We start from the raw sequence: 19,896 nt of genomic DNA on the forward strand, positions 1-19,896 counted from the left end.
CTTGAGAACACAGTTGCTACTGTTTCGTTGGGATTAGCTCTCCAGCCAGACGTCCCGTGCCCAGTGCCAGACAGACTCCCAAGTTTCTTCAGTCAGTAGCTCTTCTTCGCCAGACCACAGCACCACGGTGCCGTCTTCTTCGACGCAGTAGTAGTCGTCGCCGTCTTGGCAGATCGGGATCAGGCTGCGGTCAACACCGGCATCCCAAGCGTTAGCTGCCACATCCGGTAGGTAAGTATGCGACTGAGGGTCGGTCACTGTGACCGGCTCCAGACTGCCGTACACAACGTCGCTAACCGTCAGCAAAAATTCTCTGAAGACGAAAGGAATGTCGATGAACAGTTGTTCTTCGATTTCGACCAGTTGGTCTTCGTCAGGCAGTTCCAGAGGAACAGGCACAGGTTCGTTGGCTTCACGCAATTGTTCGATAATTTCTTCCACGACCTCAATCCTCATACTCTATATGGCGCGGTTTATATGACGCGCTTTATACATTAGCTGGTAACGCGTGTAATCGTGAAATGCAAAGCCCCGGACAAGTCCGGGGCTTTGGTTACAACATGTGATGCCTGAGGGATCAGCCGTTCTGGCGGATACCGGCAACCAGCCAAGGCTGGTTCTCGCCTTGTGGGCGCTCCATGTTCCAGCTTTCGCTGAACGCTTCGCCTTGGTCGAAACGCGAGTTTTTCGATACGCCGCTGAAGGTCAGAGTCGCGATCGTTTTGTCGGCGCGATCATCTACACCTTCAAGCTGTACCTGCAGGTCGTCGATGTAAGTCGACTGGAAGCCGTCGCCCAGCTCAGCACGCTCGCGCTTGAGGAACTCAAGCATTTGCGGGGTCACGAACTCGGAGATTTTATCCATTTCGTTGGCATCCCAATGCTGTTGCAGGGATTGGAAATGATTACGCGCAGCGTCCAAGAAGCTCTGCTCGTTGAACCACGCCGGTGCGTTGATCACCGGGCGAGCAGCAGGTGCGGCAGAACCGCCAAAGATCGAGCCCATTGCTGGCTTTTGCTCGAATACTTCGCGTTGCATTGGCGCGTGGCCGGCTGGCGCCATGTCAGCTTGTTGCTTGCGGCGACGAGCGGAAATGAAGCGGAAGATCAGGAAGGCGATGACCGCCATGATCAAGATGTCGAAGAACTGCATGCCCTGGAAGCCATCGCCCATGAACATGGAGGCCAGTAGGCCGCCAGCCGCGAGGCCAGCCAGAGGGCCAAGCCAGCGGGAAGCACCGCCGGCTTTAGCAGCTGCGCCTGCAGCGCCTGCGGCAGCAGCAGGAGCTGCAGCTGGAGCGGCTTGACGAGTTTGGTGGCTCGGCGCTGCACCTGCGCTTTTGCCGCCGCCGAAGCGCTTGGCGTTCGCGTCGATGCTCATCGTTAAACCGATGCACAGCGCCATGGCGATGCTAAGAAAACGTTTCATAAAGGGGGTTCCCATTTGTGGATGACACGCGCGCCATGTTGCACAGGTGAGGTGTGACTGGCTAGTAGTGAAATGTTTCGGGCTTTTGCCTAATTAGGCGTAGGAGGAGTCCTACAATTGAGTAATACCTGTAAGAGCGAGCTTGTGTCGCGATCTTTTGAATGTTTAAAAGATCGCGGCACAAGCTCGCTCTTACACAGGGTGTTCCTTCAGATTGCCTCTAGCTTGGCGTAGCCCATCATCAGCCACTTGCTACCATCAGGGAAGTTCACCTGCACCCGTGCTTGTGCGCCCGCGCCTTCAAAATTAAGGATCACGCCTTCACCAAAAACGGCGTGCTTAACCAATTGGCCGAGTTTGAATTCGGTTTCCGGAATGTCCGAACCGCCAAACAGTGTACTTGCCCCTTGCTTCTGACCACCGAAAGGGCGACTGACACTGTTTGACAGACGCACTTCTTGGATCAGACCTTTTGGTATTTCACGGACGAAGCGCGAAACCTTGTTGTAGGTTTCTGCACCATAAAGGCGTCGGGTTTCTGCATAGGTCATCACCAGATTGTGCATCGCTCGGGTAATGCCCACATAGGCCAGCCGACGCTCCTCCTCAAGACGGCCAGGTTCTTCCAAGCTCATCTTGTGCGGGAACAAGCCTTCTTCCATGCCCACTAGGAACACATACGGGAACTCCAAACCTTTGGCGCTGTGCAGCGTCATCAGCTGAATGCCGTCTTCATGGTCTTCGGCCTGAGTATCACCGGCTTCCAACGACGCATGACCCAAGAAGGCTGCTAAAGGTGACAGTTCTTCGTCTTCTTCAGCGCTTTCGAAGTTGCGCGCCGCGCTCACCAGCTCCTCAAGGTTTTCTACCCGAGCCTGGCCTTTTTCGCCTTTTTCCGCCTCGTGGTAGGCAATCAGCCCACTTTGTTCGATTACGGTTTGGGTCATCAGGTGCAGCGGCTGATCCATGACTTTGGCTGCCAAGTTCTCGATCAGCTCAATAAAGCCTGCGATGGCGCCAGAGGCCCGACCGGGCAAGGCTTTGTTGGCGATCAGCAAGCGCATGGCCTCCCACATCGACACATTGCTGTGCCGTGCGTGTTCGCGAATAGCCTCGACTGTTTTTTCACCGATCCCACGCGCTGGCACATTGATCACTCGTTCCAGTGCGGCATCATTGCCGCGGCCTTCGAGCAAGCGCAAATAGGCCATCGCGTTTTTAATTTCTGCGCGTTCAAAGAAGCGCTGACCGCCATAAATGCGGTAGGGGATGCGCTCGCGCAGCAACGCCTCTTCGAGTACCCGCGATTGGGCGTTGGAGCGATACAAAATAGCGATGTCGTTGCGCGCAAGGCCGGTGTTCAGAGCGCTCTGAATGGTTTCGACCACATAGCGTGCTTCATCATGTTCGTTGAAGGCGGCGTACAAATTGATCGCTTCGCCATCACTGCCATCGGTCCACAGCTCTTTGCCCATGCGTCCGCTGTTGTTAGCAATTAGGGCGTTGGCGGCTTTGAGGATGCCCGCCGTAGAGCGATAGTTTTGCTCCAGACGAATGGTTTCGGCGTCCGGGAAGTCGGTCGAGTACTGGTAGATGTTCTCAATCTTGGCGCCGCGCCAGCCGTAAATCGACTGATCGTCATCGCCCACCACCATCAAGCTGTCGCCACCTTTAGCCAGTAGCCGCAGCCACGCGTATTGCACGGCGTTGGTGTCTTGGAACTCGTCGACGAGAATGTGTCGGAAGCGTTTTTGATAATGCTCGAGCAAGCCCGGGTGGTCGCGCCACAAATCGAGGGCACGCAGCAGCAGTTCAGAAAAGTCGATCACACCTGCGCGCAGGCACGCGGCCTCATAGGCTTCATAAATGCTGCGCATGGTGCCCAGGAACAAATCGCCGCTGGCTTGAATATGTTGTGGGCGCAGACCTTCGTCTTTCTGGCCGTTGATAAACCACTGTGCCTGACGCACTGGCCAGCGCTGTTCATCCAGCCCCAGCTCGCGAATCACACGTTTGACCAAACGTTGTTGGTCATCACTGTCGAGAATCTGGAAAGTCTGGCTCAAACCGGCTTCTTGCCAGTGAGCCCGAAGCAGGCGGTGCGCCAGGCCGTGGAATGTGCCGACCCACATGCCGGCCGGGTTGATACCCATGAGCTGCTCAATACGATGACGCATCTCGGCAGCGGCCTTGTTGGTGAACGTCACCGACAGCACGGAGTGTGGGGACGCGTTTTCGACTTGGATCAACCAAGCGATACGGTGCACCAGCACACGGGTTTTGCCGGAACCTGCGCCGGCCAGAACCAACTGACGGCCAATACTGGCCGTGACGGCCTGACGTTGGGCATCGTTGAGGGAATTTAACAAGAGAGAGAGATCTTCGCGCATGGCGCATTCTAGGGTGCTGGCTCAAACCGGGCAAACCCCAATCCAGTTCTGTCTGGCCGTCTGTCGCGGCTTTAGACTGAACGTCAAAAAAGAGTGTCGACACGCCAAGAGGCTGGCGTATTAGTTAAGTGCAAAAAAATCGTCTATTTTTTGACATCTCTTCGTTTGGTCGTGGGCATCGCTTGTGTATGCTCAGGCGACTTTTTGGCTCTTCTCCCTTAAATAAGAACGTTGCCGATGAATCAGAGTTTTACCTCGTTGGGGATTAATTCCGGCTTAGGGTTTGGGATTCTTCTGGCGCTGCTAGGTGCGTTTATCTGGCAAATCAATCTGGTTATTCAGCGTCGCAAAGAACGTCTCGAGCACCATAAGGGCTTGTTCCTAGACTTGCAGCAAGCCAATGTGCGCAGTGAACATTTGAACGCAGAGCTCGCCCGCGAGGTTGAGCAGCGTCGGCTGGCTTCGACGGTATTTGAGGCGGCCAGCGAAGGTATTGTCATTCTTGACCCCTCCTACAAAATGCTGGCGGTCAATCAGGCGTTCAGTCGGATCAGTGGTTATGCGGTTGCAGAGCTGGTCGAGCGCAGAGTCGATGAGTTGGCCTGTACGCGGGATGCGAGTAGGCATTTCACGATCATCCAGGCTTCGCTCAATGAGCACGATAATTGGCAGGGTGAGCTGGTCGAAAACCGCAAAAACGGCGAGCTTTATCCTCAGTGGCTGCAACTTAAGGTGGTGCGTGACAGTGCCGGTAGAGTTAGCCATATCGTGGCTTTTATCACGGACCTCTCGGCGCGGCGTCTTGCTGAAGCGCGGGAACGTCATTTGACACATTTTGACGAATTGACGGGTCTGGCTAATCGTTTGTTGTTCAAAGAGCGCCTAGAAGAGGCCAATCAGCGTATTCGCCAAGGCACTTCGCGTAATTTAGCACTGCTGCATATCGACCTTGATCGCTTCAAGCTGCTCAATGACAGCTTAGGGCCAGAGTTGGCAGATCAAGTGCTGCAAAAAATCACTCGACGTCTGACTAAGGCGCTGCCAGAGGCCGACACGATTGCGCGGATCTCCAGTGATGAGTTCGCCGTGTTATTCGATGCGTACGGCAGCCTGACCAGTCTGGCGCGGGTTGCTACCCGGCTACTGGGCAAACTGAGCCGACCGTTAGTCATTGATGGCCATGAGTTAGTCATCAGCGCATCAATAGGTATCAGTCTGTTACCAGACAGCGCTCAAGATACCGCGCGGTTGGTCAGCCAAGCCAATAAAGCCATGCGCCAGGCCAAACACATGGGTGGCGGGACTTTTCAGTTTTTCAGCTATAGCCTGCAACACAGCACCCTTGAGCGTTTGCAGCTAGAAAATCAACTGCGCAAGGCTATTGCCGAGCGCCAGCTCAGTGTTTTTTATCAGCCCAAACTCTGTCTGAAAACAGGGCGTCTAAATGCTGCTGAAGCCTTAGTGCGCTGGGATCATCCGCAGTTGGGTAGCGTATCGCCGAGCGACTTTATCTCGCTGGCTGAGGAAACTGGCTTGATCAGCCTGATCGGTGAGTTCGTACTGCGTGAAGCGTGCTCACAAGCCGCTGAGTGGCAGCGTGCGGGGCTGGCGCCGATTCGGGTGTCGGTCAACCTGTCAGGTCAGCAGTTGCGTCAAGGCAACCTGGTCAGCCTGGTGCGCCAAGTACTTGAAGACACCGGGCTAACGCCGCATAACTTGGAGCTTGAATTAACGGAGAGTCAGTTACTCGACAATGTTGAGTTCGTGATTGCCACCTTCCAGCAACTGCACGCGTTGGGTGTGAAGCTGGCCATTGATGATTTTGGTACGGGCCACTCTTCGCTCAGTTATCTCAAGCGTTTTGCTGTGGACTACGTAAAAATCGACCAGATTTTTATCCGTGGCGTTGGCAGCTGTGTAGAAGACGATGCCATCACCAAGGCGATTATTGCCATGGCCCATAGCCTTGACTTGAAAGTGGTGGCCGAGGGTGTTGAAAACGAGGTGCAACTGGATTTTTTAAAGGCGCAACAGTGCGATGAAGTGCAGGGTTTCTTGATCAGCAGCCCGACGAATGCCCTAGCCATGGGGGATTTATTGCGTGCTGGAAGCGCTATTGGGTAGTGGTAAAAAAAGCGGCAAGCCTTAGAAACACGGCATTTGATGATTGTCATGGCCGTTGTAACAACGTATTGGCTGGGCAAAAAACGAATTCTTGTAGTATAACTACAAGATTGCTACATCCCCGGCGCCCGCCGCTTCCAGACCGAGTCCTGCCTTTTGAACCTGCTGCAACATATTGCCCAGTCACGCCACTTGTTACGTAAATCGGAACTCAAGGTCGCCGATCACGTGCTGCTTGATCCTGCGGCTGTAATGCACAGTTCCATGGCCGACCTTGCGCATAGCGTCGGTATCAGCGAACCGACCATTGTGCGTTTTTGCCGGGCGATTGGCTGCTCCGGGTTCCAAGACTTAAAACTCAAGCTGGCGCAAAGCTTGGCTGCGGGCGCCAGCTTTGGTCAGTTCGCGATCCATGAAGACGACTCGGTTGCGGACTACAGCCTGAAGATTTTCGATACCACGCTGCACACCTTGATGGATGTGCGCGAGAAGCTTGATCCGGTGGCGTTGCAGCAGGCCGTGACCGCCATGTCACAAGCGCAACGGGTTGAGTTCTATGGTTTTGGAGCCTCGGGCGCTGTAGCCGCCGACGCCCAGCATAAGTTTTTCCGACTATTGCTGACGGCGGCCGCGTACTCCGATCCGCACATGCAAGCCATGTCGGCGGTGACCTTAAAGCCGACAGACGTCGCGATTTGTATCTCGCAGTCCGGTCGCTCCAAAGACTTGTTGATCACCGCCAACCTAGTGCGCGAAAGCGGCGCAACCCTCATTACGCTGTGCCCAAGCCAAACGCCATTAGCTGAACTGGCGACGGTAAACCTGGCAATTGACGTGCACGAAGACACCGAGATCTACACCCCGCTTACCTCGCGTATCGCCCACTTGGTGGTGATTGACGTGTTGGCGATGGGTGTTGCTATGGCCCGCGGCCCGAGCTTGGTCAATCACCTTAAAAGCGTTAAGCGCAGCCTGCGCAGTTTGCGCTTGTCGCCCAAATCGCTCAAAAGCCACGAAGATTAACCCCCCTCAAGCCAACTGCGCGCCAGCATTCGTGCGCCCAGATGACGACACAAAAAATCCCAACGATGGGCTGAGCTGCCGCAGGCTGCGATCTTTGTTTTTAGCGATCAAAAGATCGCGAGCTCGCCCTTACAGATAATGCACCGGGTCACCGTTCATCCGCCTGTCATCGCGCGTTCGCCAAGTCGTCACAAATTGCGTCCATCGTGAAACTCCCGTACACGCCTTGGGAGACTCGAAATGGCTCAGCCTTACGAAGAACGCAACAGCGCCGTCAAAACCCGCCGTCAACAAGAAGACCAGCGCCGCATGGCCTTTCGTCGTGCGATTGAAGACCTTGCGAGCCAGCGCCAACTGCGCTTGGAAACCGCCGATTACCCCGACCTTGGGGCGCTCAATTACTGGCAGACTTCGCCGGTAAGTGACCGTCGAAACGCTCAACCAGCGCGCTGATTTGCTGGCGTTCACTGCGAACAAACGCCAGGAACGCATGCGCTACCGGTGACAGGCGCTTGGCTTTAGCCTGTACCACGCACCAGCTGCGATACAGCGGCAACTCTTCGACTGGCAGCTCATGCAGTAGGCCAGTCGCCAGCTCTAGGCTAACGGCGTGGCGCGTTAACAGCGCCACGCCTAACCCGGCCACTGCGCACTCGCGTTGCGATTCGTTGGATGACACTTCCAGCGTTTGATTGAAGTGCACACGCTTCTCTTTGAAGTACTCCTCACAGGCCATGCGCGTCCCTGAACCTTGCTCACGCATCAGCAAGGTATACGGCTCAAGGTCTTGCAAGCGCAGCGGGCCGCGGTCGCACAGCGGATGGTCAGCCACTGCGACAGCCACGATGGGGTTATTCAAAAACGGCAGAAATTCCAAGCCCATGTCCAGCGGCACCATCGACATAATCACCAAGTCATCGCGATTGTCCGAGAGCCTGCGCACCGCCTGCGCCCGATTGACCACCGTGAGTTGCAAATTGACTTCGGGATGCTGGCGCTTAAACGCGGCAAACAAGTGCGGCACGAAATATTTTGCGCTCGATTCAATGGCCAATTTCAACTGGCCTTGCAAAGAGCCGAGCATGTCTGACAGCTGCATATCGAGGTTTTCGAGGCGCCCGAAAATATCTCGACTGGCCAGCTTAAGCGCTTCAGCTGCTTCGGTCAGGTACAACTTTTTGCCCACATAATCGAACAACGGCTGGCCAATCAGCTCTTCTAGCTGTCGAATTTGTAGACTTACGGCGGGTTGCGTCAGCGACATTTCTTCTGCCGCCCGGCTGTAAGAGCGTAAATCGCAGACTTCATTGAACACCTGAAGCTGTCTAAAAGTTATACGCATCAATGACTTACGCATTTTATTCGTCGCCCTTAGGCTTTTGGATTGGCTGACTATAAGTCTTTACTAATGCATGACCCAAGAATTATTGATTTTTGTTTATTCATGGGGAGGGATAGTGTGACAACGCAACGGTTCAGACACATTTGGACACGTGCGGACCTGGTCTAGCAGGTCGTTTGTTCCATGGGCTTTAGGGAAAATCCAAGTGATAAAAAAGATCCTGATCGCCAATCGCGGAGAAATTGCCGTCCGTATCGTGCGTGCTTGCGCAGAGATGGGCATTCGCTCCGTAGCGGTGTATTCCGACGCTGACCGTCACGCTTTACATGTAAAGCGCGCAGACGAGGCGCACAGCATTGGTGAAGACCCGCTGGCCGGCTACTTGAACCCGCGCAAGCTGGTGAACTTGGCGGTTGAAACCGGCTGCGATGCCTTGCATCCGGGCTACGGTTTCTTATCAGAAAACGCCGAATTGGCTGACATTTGTGCCGAGCGTGGGATCAAGTTCATCGGGCCTGCGGCAGAAGTCATTCGCCGCATGGGCGACAAGACAGAAGCCCGCCGCAGCATGATTAAAGCCGGAGTGCCGGTCACGCCGGGTACTGAAGGCAACGTGGCAGACATCCACGAAGCACTGCTCGAAGGTGACCGTATAGGTTATCCAGTCATGCTTAAAGCCACGTCTGGTGGTGGTGGCCGTGGTATTCGCCGTTGCAACAGCCGTGAAGAATTGGAACAAGCCTTCCCTCGCGTCATTTCCGAAGCCACTAAAGCATTTGGTTCGGCTGAAGTGTTCCTCGAAAAATGCATCGTCAACCCAAAGCACATTGAGGCGCAGATCCTCGGTGACAGTTTTGGCAACGTCGTGCATTTGTTTGAGCGCGACTGCTCGATCCAGCGCCGCAACCAAAAACTCATCGAGATTGCCCCGAGCCCTCAGTTGACCCCGGAACAACGCGCCTACATCGGCGATTTGTCCGTGCGCGCAGCCAAGGCCGTGGGTTATGAAAACGCCGGTACTGTGGAATTCCTACTCGCCGAGGGCGAGGTGTATTTCATGGAGATGAATACCCGGGTGCAGGTGGAGCACACCATCACCGAAGAAATCACCGGTATCGACATTGTGCGCGAGCAAATCCGCATCGCCTCTGGCCTGCCGCTGTCGATCAAACAAGAAGACATTCAGCACCGAGGCTTTGCCCTGCAATTTCGGATCAACGCTGAAGACCCGAAAAACAACTTCCTGCCCAGCTTCGGCAAGATCACCCGTTACTACGCGCCCGGCGGGCCTGGCGTGCGTACCGACACGGCGATCTATACCGGCTACACCATTCCACCGTATTACGACTCCATGTGTCTGAAACTGGTGGTATGGGCACTGACATGGGAAGAGGCGATGGACCGTGGTTTGCGCGCCCTCGACGACATGCGTCTGCAAGGGGTCAAAACCACCGCCGCGTATTACCAGGAAATCCTGCGTAACCCGGAATTTCGTAGCGGCCAGTTCAACACCAGCTTCGTAGAAAGCCATCCAGAACTGACCAACTACTCGATCAAGCGCAAACCCGAAGAGCTGGCCCTGGCAATCGCCGCCGCCATCGCCGCCCACGCGGGCCTGTGAGGAATAAAACAATGTCCAAGAAAATTTTTGTAACCGACACCATCCTGCGTGATGCTCACCAGTCTCTGCTGGCCACCCGCATGCGTACCGAAGACATGCTGCCCATCTGCGACAAGCTCGACAAAGTCGGCTATTGGTCGCTGGAAGTATGGGGCGGCGCGACCTTTGATGCCTGCGTGCGCTTTCTTAAAGAAGACCCGTGGGAGCGTCTGCGTCAACTGCGTGCGGCGCTGCCTAACACCCGCCTGCAAATGCTGCTGCGGGGGCAGAACCTGCTCGGCTATCGCCACTACAGCGATGACGTGGTCAAAGCCTTCGTCGCTAAGGCGGCGGTTAACGGGATCGACGTGTTCCGCATCTTCGACGCCATGAACGACGTACGTAACCTGCGCGTCGCCATCGAAGCGGTAAAAGCCGCGGGTAAGCACGCCCAAGGCACGATTGCTTACACCACCAGCCCGGTGCACACCATTGACGCGTTCGTGGCTCAGGCCAAGCAAATGCAAGCCATGGGCTGCGACTCAATCGCGATCAAAGACATGGCGGGCTTGCTGACACCGTTTGCCGCTGGCGATCTGGTCAAAGCATTGAAGGCTGAAATCGACCTGCCGGTGTTCATCCACTCCCACGACACGGCTGGATTGGCTGCCATGTGCCAGCTCAAGGCGATTGAGAACGGCGCAGATCACATCGACACTGCCATCTCCAGCTTCGCTTGGGGCACCAGCCACCCTGGTACCGAGTCGATGGTTGCCGCCCTCAAGGACAGCGAATACGACACTGGTATTGATCTGGCGTTGCTGCAAGAAATCGGCCTGTACTTCTACGCGGTGCGTAAGAAGTACCACCAGTTTGAAAGCGAATTCACCGCCGTCGACACACGTGTGCAGGTCAACCAAGTGCCAGGCGGGATGATCTCCAACCTCGCCAACCAGCTCAAAGAGCAGGGCGCACTGAACCGCATGAGCGAAGTGCTGGCAGAAATCCCCCGTGTGCGCGAAGACCTAGGCTTCCCGCCGCTGGTCACGCCGACCTCACAAATTGTGGGCACGCAGGCATTCTTCAACGTACTGGCGGGCGAGCGTTACAAGACCATCACCAACGAAGTGAAGCTCTACCTGCAAGGCGGCTACGGTAAAGCGCCGGGCGTTGTGAATGAGCAACTGCGCCGTCAAGCCATTGGTAACGAAGAGCTGATCGACGTACGCCCTGCTGATCTGCTCAAGCCAGAAATGACCAAGTTGCGTGGCGAAATTGGTGCGCTGGCTAAGTCTGAAGAAGACGTGCTGACCTTCGCAATGTTCCCGGACATTGGCCGTAAGTTCCTGGAAGAGCGTGAGGCGGGGACCTTGGCTCCAGAAGTGCTGCTGCCGATCCCGGAAGCGGGAGGTGTGAGCAAAGCGGGCGGTGAAGGCGTACCGACTGAGTTCGTAATCGACGTACACGGCGAAAGCTACCGCGTCGACATTACCGGTGTGGGCGTTAAATCCGAAGGCAAGCGCCACTTTTACCTGTCCATTGACGGCATGCCGGAAGAAGTAGTGTTCGAGCCGCTCAACGAATTCGTCGGCGGCGCCTCCAGCAAGCGCAAACAAGCCAGCGAGCCGGGCCACGTCAGCACCGCCATGCCGGGCAATATCGTCGACGTGCTGGTCAGCGTGGGCGACACCGTCAAGGCGGGCCAATCGGTGCTCATCACCGAAGCCATGAAAATGGAAACTGAAGTGCAGGCCTCTATCGCCGGCAAAATCGTCACCATCCACGTCATCAAAGGCGATCGCGTTAATCCAGGCGAAATCTTGATCGAAATCGAAGCCTGATACGCCTCTGATCCAAACGTTTTAAACCTCGGGGGAGCATGTGCTCCCCTTTTTTTACCCGAGACTTGACCCCGCCTCTAGGCGAGGGTGAAATCAGGCATTTCGTACGACGTTTCCCTTTCAGTCCACAGAAACTTCCGAGAAAATTCGCATCGCTTGTGATCTGGCCCGAGCATACGTAGACAAATCGCTTGACGTTTTGAATACGCATTGATGCTGTGCGCGCTTGGTGACAGCAGGCGCGTTTAAAGCGTTTGGTCGAGGGCGGACTCGATCAGGCCAAGGTGCAGCCCTTGGGTGATTAATTGCTTTACGGGGATATTGATCCAGGTGTTAACGCCTTCTTTATCAACCACCGCCGTCAGCACAGCATCGCCAGAGCTCTTGAGGTTCGAGTAAGTGGGAAAGTCCACTTTGTCGATGGCTTGGCGATCCAGCACTGACTGTGCGTGTGCATGCAGTTCATGGGCTGGCATCCAGCCACGCCATGTACGTTCTCCCTCGCTCATTCCGGCCGCCATCTGGGCATCTCTCAGGTGGCTGGCGAGAGTGTTCCACGGCGTTTTGAAGTCTTTGCCGTTTAGCGGGTCAGGTAGATCAAATGTCTGGTTGCGAAACTCAATATCGCGCGCTGTCAAATCCAGAAACGCGACCTGACGTTCGATCGAGGTAAATGAGCCTGAAGCATCAAAGGCAATATTTGAAAGTGAAAGCCTGTCTAGTGCCCTGAATGGATTGTTAGAGGTGGCGGTGTGGTGCAGCTTTTCGCCGCCGTAGAGCGATGTCAGAAGATAGTTGCTCGCCTGCATAGACAGGGCGATACGTTGCTGCGTCTGCCCCTTAGGCAACTCCTGCAGCGCCTGCGCCTCTTTGCCGTGGGTGGAGAGTTGCAGGTGAAGGTCTTCCATCAAAGGGTCAAAGCCTTCCGCCGCCGAGGCATTACTGGTCACCGAGCGGTGTAACAAGGCTGTTATCTCTAGGGCGGCAGCAGATAAAGACACATTGACACTTGCACCGGCGGGCATCGCTTTAGCTGCTGCAGCTTGTGGGGTTGCGGCGGCTGAGTTATCAACCCGCTTAGTCGTCACGCCTAAGGCAATAGCCCGATTGTTCATCAGAAAATCTGCTCGAATTTCGGTCATAACAATTCCTCTGAATCGGCAAGCCTCGGCAACTCAGGTTTGCAGATAGGGTTTCTTTAGAAGTCATTAAATGCCTGTATCGAGCAGTACATCGACAGTCTGTTGAGATAACTTTAATAATTAATCTGCAACTGGCTGGCTGCGCATATTTGTTCAGAAAGTCCGGATTATCGATGCCCTAAAGTATTAATAGTAAAAGGCGAAAGTTGCCGTGTAGTTGTAGGGGATCCTCCATGTAGGAGATTGAAATGTAAGACATGTCGCAGATGTTGCGCCGGTTGATACAGCGCTTTTAGCAAAGCGTGGGCCGGATACATACACTACGTGGGAAACCGAAAACCTACAGGTAGTCCCAGTCCCTACACGCTTGTAGGTAGCGCTCATTTCTGAAGAGGTTCCCCCAAAACCATATGAGACCGGAAGTGACTGTCCAGGCCCGACAGTGGCTGGGAAAACTCCGGAAGGGGAGCTAGATACAAGTTGCAAAACTTCAGGGGTTGAGTTTTGAACGTTTAGGTTGACAGCATTTGCCTGCACGATACTTGTGCTTAAAACACATCCGTTGAAAATAGTGAAAAGCAGAGTTTTTTAAGACGTAGGTTTCTCATTTGTGTTGTCCTTAAAGGCCAAGTGACTATTTCATGTGAAACCCGAAAGTAACGTATGCGATCCTTGATAAAGAGTATTTGTTTATCGTAAGCGCGTTAAGTAATCGATATTCAGCGCAGAGGTAAGCATTTAAGAACAGGCCTGCTTTGCTGGGGGCGTAAATCTGGCAGATGATATCTGCACGCTAATGCAGATTTTCTTAATAAAGCCTCGTTTATCTGCAATGTATTGCACTTTCAGGACGTGACGATAGGCGTGAGGATGAATCAAAAAGTCTGGACGAGCTTCAGCAAGAATGGGCGCTGAAATGACCCTGAGCATTGATGTGCGCCAACTGAAGATCGAGGGCATTGAGGCCGATCTGGCGCAAGGCAAGATCACGCTAGGCGAAGCGGTGAAGCGCTTGAGGATGGATGTCACTACGCTGCAGCAAACCCAATTCGCCGGGATGTGCAAAATTTCGGTCCGAACTTTGATTCAAATCGAGCACAACGAAGGTAATCCCACCCTTAAATCCTTGAATGCCATCTTTAAACCGTTCGGTCTGCAAATGGGTGTGGTGCGTCGGCCAAGAAAATTTTAAGTCCCTTAAGAACACAAAAACGCCCAACAGACCTTGCTGGGCGTATTGATCAAAATTTAATCAGTTAAAGCTCTGCATTCTTCAAGCGTCTTGATTTGACCGCTTTTTGGTTGGTTATCCAGTGCCAGCCATTTTTCGAAGCCTTGCGCGATAGAGGGCCATTCCGTACTAATAATGCTGTACCACGTGGTATCCCTGTTTTTACCTTTAATCACCATATGCTGACGAAAAACGCCTTCGTACGTGTACCCCAATCGTACCGCAGTACGCTTTGATCTGGCGTTACCGTTGTCGCACTTCCATTCCAAGCGGCGATTGCCTAAGGCGAAAGATTCTTTGGCTAGCAGGTAAACGGCTTCAGTGCTTTTTGGCGAGCGCTGCATCGGCGCGCCGAAGGTGACGTGGCCGATCTCTATGCGCCCATGCTCGGGCACGATGGACATCAAGCTCAGAATGCCTTGGGCCTGCCCTGTGGCGAGGTCAATGACGGTGTAGAAATAAGGATCAAGGCTGGTGGCATTGTTGTTGAGCCACTGTTCAAAGACCCCGCGCTCCCCGAAAGGGCCGTAGCCCATGTAATCCCAAAGCTTGGGATCGCCTTGAGGTCCCTCAAAGGCAAGCCATAAATCCTCGCCATGACGCTTTGGGTCGAGTTTTTCCAGACGAATGTAACGCCCCTCAATGATGCCTTTGTGTGGGCGCTTGGCGGGTTGCCAGTGTTCTAGAGATTCAGGCATCACGGGCTCCATTTCTATTACAAAGCTTTGCGAAATTGGATAAAGCCAGGGCGCTCGGCAATACGCTCATAGAGGTGGATCGCCGTGGCGTTGGTTTCGTGGGTCAGCCAATGGACTTTAGTGCAGTCGTTGTCTCGGGCGGTGGCATAAACGTGTTCGATCAGCAAACGACCTGCGCCGGTGCCACGCACGTCGGGGCTTACAAATAGGTCCTGCAGGTAGCAGGAGTTACCGATGCTCCAGTTGGAGCGGTGATAAATGAACTGCACGATGCCCACGGCTTTGTCGGCTTGCCAAGCGATGGCCAGTTGTGTGGGTTCGGCTGGGTCAAGAAAACGCTGCCAAGTTGACTCGCTGACCTCGGCGGGTAATTCGGTTTTGTAGAAGGTGAGGTAGGCCTGCCACAGTGGCAGCCACTGGTCGTGATCGGCGGCGGTGGCGGGTTTGATATGCAGTTGTTGGGTCATGTCATTACTCCTTAGTCATCAATTGAGCGAGTGCGTGTTCGTGTGAATTGCCGCTTGCCAATAGCCCGTCGCGCACACCGACTTGATCGGCGACGCTGCGGTTCTGGCTGAGTTTGCGTTTGCCGATCAACCGCGAGACGGGAAGGCTGAAGCCCACAATCGCCTTAAGCATGCTGTCGATGTAATCAGTCGGCGCGTCGCTAACAGCCCATGGCTCAGAGCGTTTGATTTCATGTTTATGGCTGAGGCGGCTAACCAGCGCCAGCAGACGTTTAGGATCGTCGAATACCTCGGGCTGGCCCCAAGCATGTACAGCCAAGTAGTTCCATGTGGGTACGGCTTTCCCGTGTTCGGCTTTGCTGGGATAGAAAGAGGGGCTGATGTAGGCCTGCTCTCCCGCAAAAACGAGTAGCGCTTCGCCGCCTTCAGCCAATACCTGCCAATGCGGATTAGCCCGAGCAAGGTGCCCGTACAACGTGCCGTATGGGCCTTCATCGGGGGCGAGCAGTAATGGAACATGACTGGCGATTAGGCCCTGGCTGCTATGGGTGATCAGTACAGGCAAAGGCGTAGCCTCCATCTGTTGATGCAGCATGGCGGTGTCGTTTTCAGTGAAGGCGCGGGGTACGTACATGAAAGTATTCCTTGGCGAATGGCTACATCCTAGGCAGGCTAATGGTTCGTTGTAAGAGCCATTAATGATCATTTCGGTAGGTCCAATTCATGCCTGACTCAGGGTTGTCCATCGCTTTTAATGCGGCCGGTATCGAGCTAGATCCGAAAAAAGGCTTGAGCGCGCAGTTGTATCAAGCGTTGCGCCAGCGGGTGTTGGACGGCCGCCTTAACAGCGGTTCGCGGCTGCCAGCCAGTCGTGACTTGGCAGCAGCGCTTGGGGTTTCACGCAACAGCGTGGTGCGCGCCTACGATCAGCTCTACGCCGAGGGGTTTATCGAGGCGCGGGTCGGTGATGGCACCTACGTGGCTCAATTACCCGAAAAAGCTCTACCGCTGAAAAAGTTGTCCACCAAGTTACCCACAGGCTTTTCAACAGGGTTATGCACAGGTTTATCCACAAAAAGCGACAAATTACCTGTAATTACATCCAGTAAAGTTATCCACAGCCCGGCTTTGGAGAGGGTTATCCAACATCCTTTGTCATTGCCGGAGAAGGGCGCTCCACGGGCTTTTAGGGTGGGCATTCCAGCCTATGATTTGTTCCCTTTTGAGGTCTGGAGCAAGCTCCAGGCGGCTTTTTGGCGTAAACCCGATTTACGTTATTTGTGTTACGGCGACCCGTCAGGCGAAGAGCGGCTGCGCGAATTGATTGCCGTCTATTTGCGCACTTCCCGAGGTTTATCTTGCACATCTGAGCAAATTTTGATCACCAGCGGCGCCCAGCAGGGAATTAGTCTTTGTGCACAGCTGTTGGTTGAGCCAGGACGTGGTGTGGCTGTGGAAAACCCCGGCTATCGTGCAGCGGGTAAAGCCTTCGCGATTGCGGGGGCGCATGTACAAGGCGTGGCGGTAGATCAGGAAGGCATGGACTGCGCCGCGCTGGCGGGTTTAAACGATTGCACCGTGGCTTACGTAACCCCTTCGCATCAGTACCCTACAGGCGTGACCATGAGCCTAGCGCGGCGTTTGGAGTTGCTCGCGTGGGCCGAGCGGACTCAGGGCTGGATCATCGAGGATGACTATGACGGTGAGTACCGTTATAGCGGAGCGCCTCTGGCCCCGCTGGCGGCGTTGGATCGCCAGGGGCGGGTGATTTACGTTGGCACCTTCGGCAAGGTGGCGTTTCCAGGGTTACGTTTGGGTTACATGGTATTGCCGCCTTCGTTGATTGAGCCATTTGCTCAGCGCCGAGCGCTGGACATGCGCCATTCGGAAGTCAGCACACAAGTGGTGATGGCGGAGTTTATGGCGGCAGGGCATTTCCAGCGCCACATTCGACGGATGCGCCGTGCTGCGCTGGCGCGGCGTAATGCCTTGTTGGCGGATTGGCCAACCGATATTCCAGGTTTAGGGGCGGCGCCCTGTGTGGTTGCCGGGTTGCACTTGAGTGTGCCTGTTAGCAGCCTTGAACGTGAGCAAACCTTGCTAGCGCAAGCCCAGCAGGTTGGGGTTGAGGTTAATGGTTTAAGCCGTTATTGGCTGGAAGACTCGGTCGAGCCTGTGGATAAAAGAGCGGGGTTAGTGCTGGGGTTTGCGGCAGTGCCCGAGGCGGATATCAGGGCGGCGTTGGAGCGATTGAAAAGGGCTTGGCGATAAATCTCAACCGATCTTTTGACCTTAAAGATCGCGAGCAAGCTCGCTCCAGACTCAACCGTTAGTTTTTAGACGCTTGTGGAGCTGCCGCAGGCTGCGATCTTTTGATCTTAAAGATCGCAGCCTAGAGCAACTTTAGCCCTTAGAAACCTTCAAAAACCCTTCCAGCACATTGACCGCATTCACGCCGATCTCTTCTACCGCGTAGCCGCCTTCCATCACAAATAGGGTCGGTTTGCCCAAACGGGCGATGCGTTCGCCCATGAGCAGGTAGTCCGGGCTGTCGAGTTTGAACTGGGAAATCGGGTCGCTCTTAAAGGTGTCTACACCCAACGACACCACCACCACATCAGCCTCGTAGTGTTCGATCTCGCAGCAGGCTTGTTCAAGTGCGGTGCTCCAACGGTCCCAGCCTGAGCCAGCAGCTAACGGGTAGTTGAAGTTGAAGCCCTCGCCCGCGCCATCGCCGAGCTCATCGGCATAGCCCAAGAAGAACGGGAATTCTGCCTCAGGATGCCCGTGGATCGAGGTAAACAGTACATCGTTGCGCTCATAAAAAATCGACTGTGTGCCATTGCCGTGGTGATAGTCGACGTCGAGGATCGCCACCTTGTTACGGCCTTGATCAAGGAAGGCTTGTGCCGCTATAGCGGCGTTGTTGAGGTAGCAATAACCGCCCATTAAGTCACTGGCTGCGTGGTGCCCTGGCGGACGGCACAGGGCAAATGCGCTGTGAGCGCCATTTTGGATCGCGGCCTGTGCTGTCAGAGCGACTTGGGCTGCGCTGTAGGCTGCGCGCCAAGTGCCTGCGGTGATGGGTGCGCCACCGTCAAAGCTGTAATAGCCCAGTTGACCATGCAAACTGGTGGGCACAACAGCGCGCAGGGTGCGGGCTGGCCACGTGTATGGGAGTAAGTCGCCATCTTTGCCATGTTCGAGCCAGCGATCCCAGGCGCCTTGGAAAAAGTCCAAGTAGGCCTCGCTGTGAATACGCTGAATCGGCTCGCGGCCGAAATCTTTTGGCTCTTGCACAAGCCCCAACTCACGGTGTTTAACCCGTTGCAGAATGTGATCCGCACGCGATGGCATTTCGAAACAAGGCAGCAGTTGCCCATCTATCAACTCACAGCGGCCGTGGTGTAGATGGTGGTCGTCAGAATAGATAGTCAGCATTTTTCTTATTCTCCGTAGGCTTGGTCGATGGCCTACAGTTTTGCGGGCCTAGACGATTGAGAGAACGGTAGGAGCGGCCAAAAGGAGATCAATATGGCCGAAATAGCTGTCCATAATTCGCCCCTTTTCAGGGCGAAACGCACCGTGTTCGTTCAGGCTCGAAACTGGCTGGGCGAGACGCCACTCCAGCGAACAAACGCATGGCGAAAACTTGCGGTTTCACTGAAACCTAGCGTGTCGGCGATTCGATAGATCGGCCATTCGGTTTCGTGAAGTAATAATTTGGCACGTTCAAAACGCAACTCATCAAGCAACTCTTGGTAGCTGCACCCTGCGTCGTGCAGGTGGCGGCGCAAGGTGCGCGGCGAGCAGTTCATTTGCTCCGCCAAGCCTTCAAGCCCCGGCGCTGCATTCAGTTGGGCGGCGAGTAACTGACGAATGCGCGACAACCACGTTTGCCGCCCGGTGAACTCCAAGTTTTGCTTTCGGCATCGCTCGGCTACGGCCTGGTGGGTGATGGTATCGGCCAGAGGCAGCGGGTAATCCAGCCAGTGTGTAGCAAAGGCGAACGCGTTATCAGGCGCGTCAAACTGGCGTGAGCAGTTGAAGGTGTGTTCATAGCGAGCGTGATAGTTCGGTTGGCTGTGGGCAAAGCGTGCTGCCATTAACGGCAGCGACTGGCCGATCAAGTCTTCGCAAATGACCTTGAGTGAGACAAGGCACAACTGCGCGTTGAACACCGCCAACTGCGGGGCCTCATGGTAGTTGTCTGCGCAAAACCAAATCTGATCGCCTTCGACCTTGAGGCTCAGCTCAAATAATGTTCCCAGCAGTGCCGGGTAGCGTAAAGCCAAGCGCAAAGCGTCACCTAAGGTGGCACTTGTGAGTAGGGCGTAACCCAACATTCCGTAGGAAGACACATGCATCCGACGGCCTAAATCCAGGCCAATATCACGCCGTAGAGCGACCGCGTTGGCGTACACGCGCATTTCTTGGTTGGTGGTGATCCGGATGTCAGCGTGGTTCAAGTCCGCGGCCCGTATGCCGCTACCGGCCAATAAAGCCTCGCTCGGCAAGCCTTCGGCCTCGAAAGTGCTGAGCACCAGCGATACCGCATTAAGCGTGGTGAGATGTGAGTGCAGCATGCTCGCTTCCTGCGTGGGGACAC

Annotated in this window: 16 protein-coding genes and 1 pseudogene; 7 read left to right on the forward strand and 10 right to left on the reverse strand. The window is 54.9% G+C overall.

Going from position 1 to position 19,896, the window contains the following annotated elements:
* Positions 1–33: 33 nt before the first annotated feature.
* The 3 genes from AQS70_RS05670 to uvrD all read right to left on the reverse strand — a co-directional run bounded on the left by AQS70_RS05670 (position 34) and on the right by uvrD (position 3,819).
* A complete protein-coding gene (locus AQS70_RS05670) occupies positions 34–441 on the reverse strand; it encodes an SMI1/KNR4 family protein (RefSeq protein ID WP_055101929.1) in 408 nt (135 codons plus the stop codon).
* A 136-nt stretch (positions 442–577) separates the two neighbouring features.
* A complete protein-coding gene (locus tag AQS70_RS05675) occupies positions 578–1,429 on the reverse strand; it encodes a Tim44 domain-containing protein (RefSeq protein ID WP_055101930.1) in 852 nt (283 codons plus the stop codon).
* A 209-nt stretch (positions 1,430–1,638) separates the two neighbouring features.
* The gene (gene uvrD, locus AQS70_RS05680; protein ID WP_055101931.1) at positions 1,639–3,819 is read right to left on the reverse strand and encodes a DNA helicase II; all 2,181 of its coding nucleotides are present in this window, start codon (positions 3,817–3,819) and stop codon (positions 1,639–1,641) included.
* Between the two features lie 444 nt (positions 3,820–4,263).
* On the opposite strand from uvrD, the pseudogene AQS70_RS05685 reads away from it, so the two are divergent.
* The 3 genes and pseudogenes from AQS70_RS05685 to AQS70_RS05695 form a co-directional block, all read left to right on the forward strand.
* Positions 4,264–5,943 (forward strand): annotated as a pseudogene (locus tag AQS70_RS05685) (putative bifunctional diguanylate cyclase/phosphodiesterase); the annotation flags it as partial.
* 156 nt (positions 5,944–6,099) lie between these two features.
* Positions 6,100–6,966, forward strand: a complete 867-nt coding sequence (gene hexR / locus AQS70_RS05690) for a transcriptional regulator HexR (protein ID WP_048373728.1) — start codon at positions 6,100–6,102, stop codon at positions 6,964–6,966.
* Between the two features lie 240 nt (positions 6,967–7,206).
* On the forward strand, positions 7,207–7,419 hold the full coding sequence (locus tag AQS70_RS05695) for a PA3496 family putative envelope integrity protein (protein WP_055101932.1): 213 nt from the start codon (positions 7,207–7,209) through the stop codon (positions 7,417–7,419).
* Here AQS70_RS05695 and AQS70_RS05700 read toward each other — a convergent pair.
* Positions 7,361–8,323 carry a LysR family transcriptional regulator gene (locus AQS70_RS05700; protein ID WP_055101933.1) on the reverse strand — a complete coding sequence of 321 codons (963 nt, stop codon included), beginning with the start codon at positions 8,321–8,323 and terminating at the stop codon, positions 7,361–7,363. The two genes, AQS70_RS05695 and AQS70_RS05700, sit on opposite strands and share 59 nt — an antisense overlap.
* Positions 8,324–8,513: 190 nt before the next feature.
* Here AQS70_RS05700 and AQS70_RS05705 point away from each other — a divergent pair, with 190 nt between their 5' ends.
* Together AQS70_RS05705 and oadA are read left to right on the forward strand one after the other, a co-directional pair.
* Positions 8,514–9,929, forward strand: coding sequence for an acetyl-CoA carboxylase biotin carboxylase subunit (locus AQS70_RS05705; protein ID WP_055101934.1), 1,416 nt, complete (start codon positions 8,514–8,516; stop codon positions 9,927–9,929).
* An 11-nt stretch (positions 9,930–9,940) separates the two neighbouring features.
* Positions 9,941–11,749 carry a sodium-extruding oxaloacetate decarboxylase subunit alpha gene (gene oadA, locus AQS70_RS05710; protein WP_055101935.1) on the forward strand — a complete coding sequence of 603 codons (1,809 nt, stop codon included), beginning with the start codon at positions 9,941–9,943 and terminating at the stop codon, positions 11,747–11,749.
* Between the two features lie 245 nt (positions 11,750–11,994).
* On the opposite strand, the gene AQS70_RS05715 is transcribed toward oadA, so the two are convergent.
* Positions 11,995–12,891, reverse strand: coding sequence for a hypothetical protein (locus tag AQS70_RS05715; protein WP_055101936.1), 897 nt, complete (start codon positions 12,889–12,891; stop codon positions 11,995–11,997).
* A 916-nt stretch (positions 12,892–13,807) separates the two neighbouring features.
* Here AQS70_RS05715 and AQS70_RS05720 point away from each other — a divergent pair.
* The gene (locus AQS70_RS05720) at positions 13,808–14,083 is read left to right on the forward strand and encodes a helix-turn-helix domain-containing protein (RefSeq protein WP_055101944.1); all 276 of its coding nucleotides are present in this window, start codon (positions 13,808–13,810) and stop codon (positions 14,081–14,083) included.
* A 56-nt stretch (positions 14,084–14,139) separates the two neighbouring features.
* On the opposite strand, the gene AQS70_RS05725 is transcribed toward AQS70_RS05720, so the two are convergent.
* Genes AQS70_RS05725 through AQS70_RS05735 form a run of 3 tightly spaced genes read right to left on the reverse strand, consistent with a single transcriptional unit; the run spans position 14,140 to position 15,921 of the window.
* Positions 14,140–14,820: a GNAT family N-acetyltransferase gene (locus tag AQS70_RS05725; protein WP_055101937.1), complete on the reverse strand. Its 681-nt coding sequence runs from the start codon at positions 14,818–14,820 to the stop codon at positions 14,140–14,142.
* Between the two features lie 17 nt (positions 14,821–14,837).
* Positions 14,838–15,287: a GNAT family N-acetyltransferase gene (locus AQS70_RS05730; RefSeq protein ID WP_055101938.1), complete on the reverse strand. Its 450-nt coding sequence runs from the start codon at positions 15,285–15,287 to the stop codon at positions 14,838–14,840.
* A 4-nt stretch (positions 15,288–15,291) separates the two neighbouring features.
* Positions 15,292–15,921, reverse strand: coding sequence for an FMN-binding negative transcriptional regulator (locus AQS70_RS05735; protein WP_055101939.1), 630 nt, complete (start codon positions 15,919–15,921; stop codon positions 15,292–15,294).
* Positions 15,922–16,010: 89 nt separating this feature from the next.
* Between AQS70_RS05735 and pdxR the strand changes: the two genes are divergently transcribed.
* On the forward strand, positions 16,011–17,558 hold the full coding sequence (pdxR, locus tag AQS70_RS05740; protein ID WP_055101940.1) for a MocR-like pyridoxine biosynthesis transcription factor PdxR: 1,548 nt from the start codon (positions 16,011–16,013) through the stop codon (positions 17,556–17,558).
* Positions 17,559–17,690: 132 nt separating this feature from the next.
* Here pdxR and AQS70_RS05745 read toward each other — a convergent pair whose 3' ends face one another.
* Positions 17,691–18,728: a histone deacetylase family protein gene (locus tag AQS70_RS05745; protein WP_055101941.1), complete on the reverse strand. Its 1,038-nt coding sequence runs from the start codon at positions 18,726–18,728 to the stop codon at positions 17,691–17,693.
* Positions 18,729–18,880: 152 nt separating this feature from the next.
* Positions 18,881–19,873, reverse strand: coding sequence for an AraC family transcriptional regulator (locus AQS70_RS05750; RefSeq protein ID WP_082428041.1), 993 nt, complete (start codon positions 19,871–19,873; stop codon positions 18,881–18,883).
* Positions 19,874–19,896: the final 23 nt, after the last annotated feature.

Origin of the sequence: Pseudomonas endophytica, from assembly GCF_001411475.1 — a bacterium.
Taxonomy (GTDB): Bacteria; Pseudomonadota; Gammaproteobacteria; order Pseudomonadales; family Pseudomonadaceae; genus Aquipseudomonas; species Aquipseudomonas endophytica.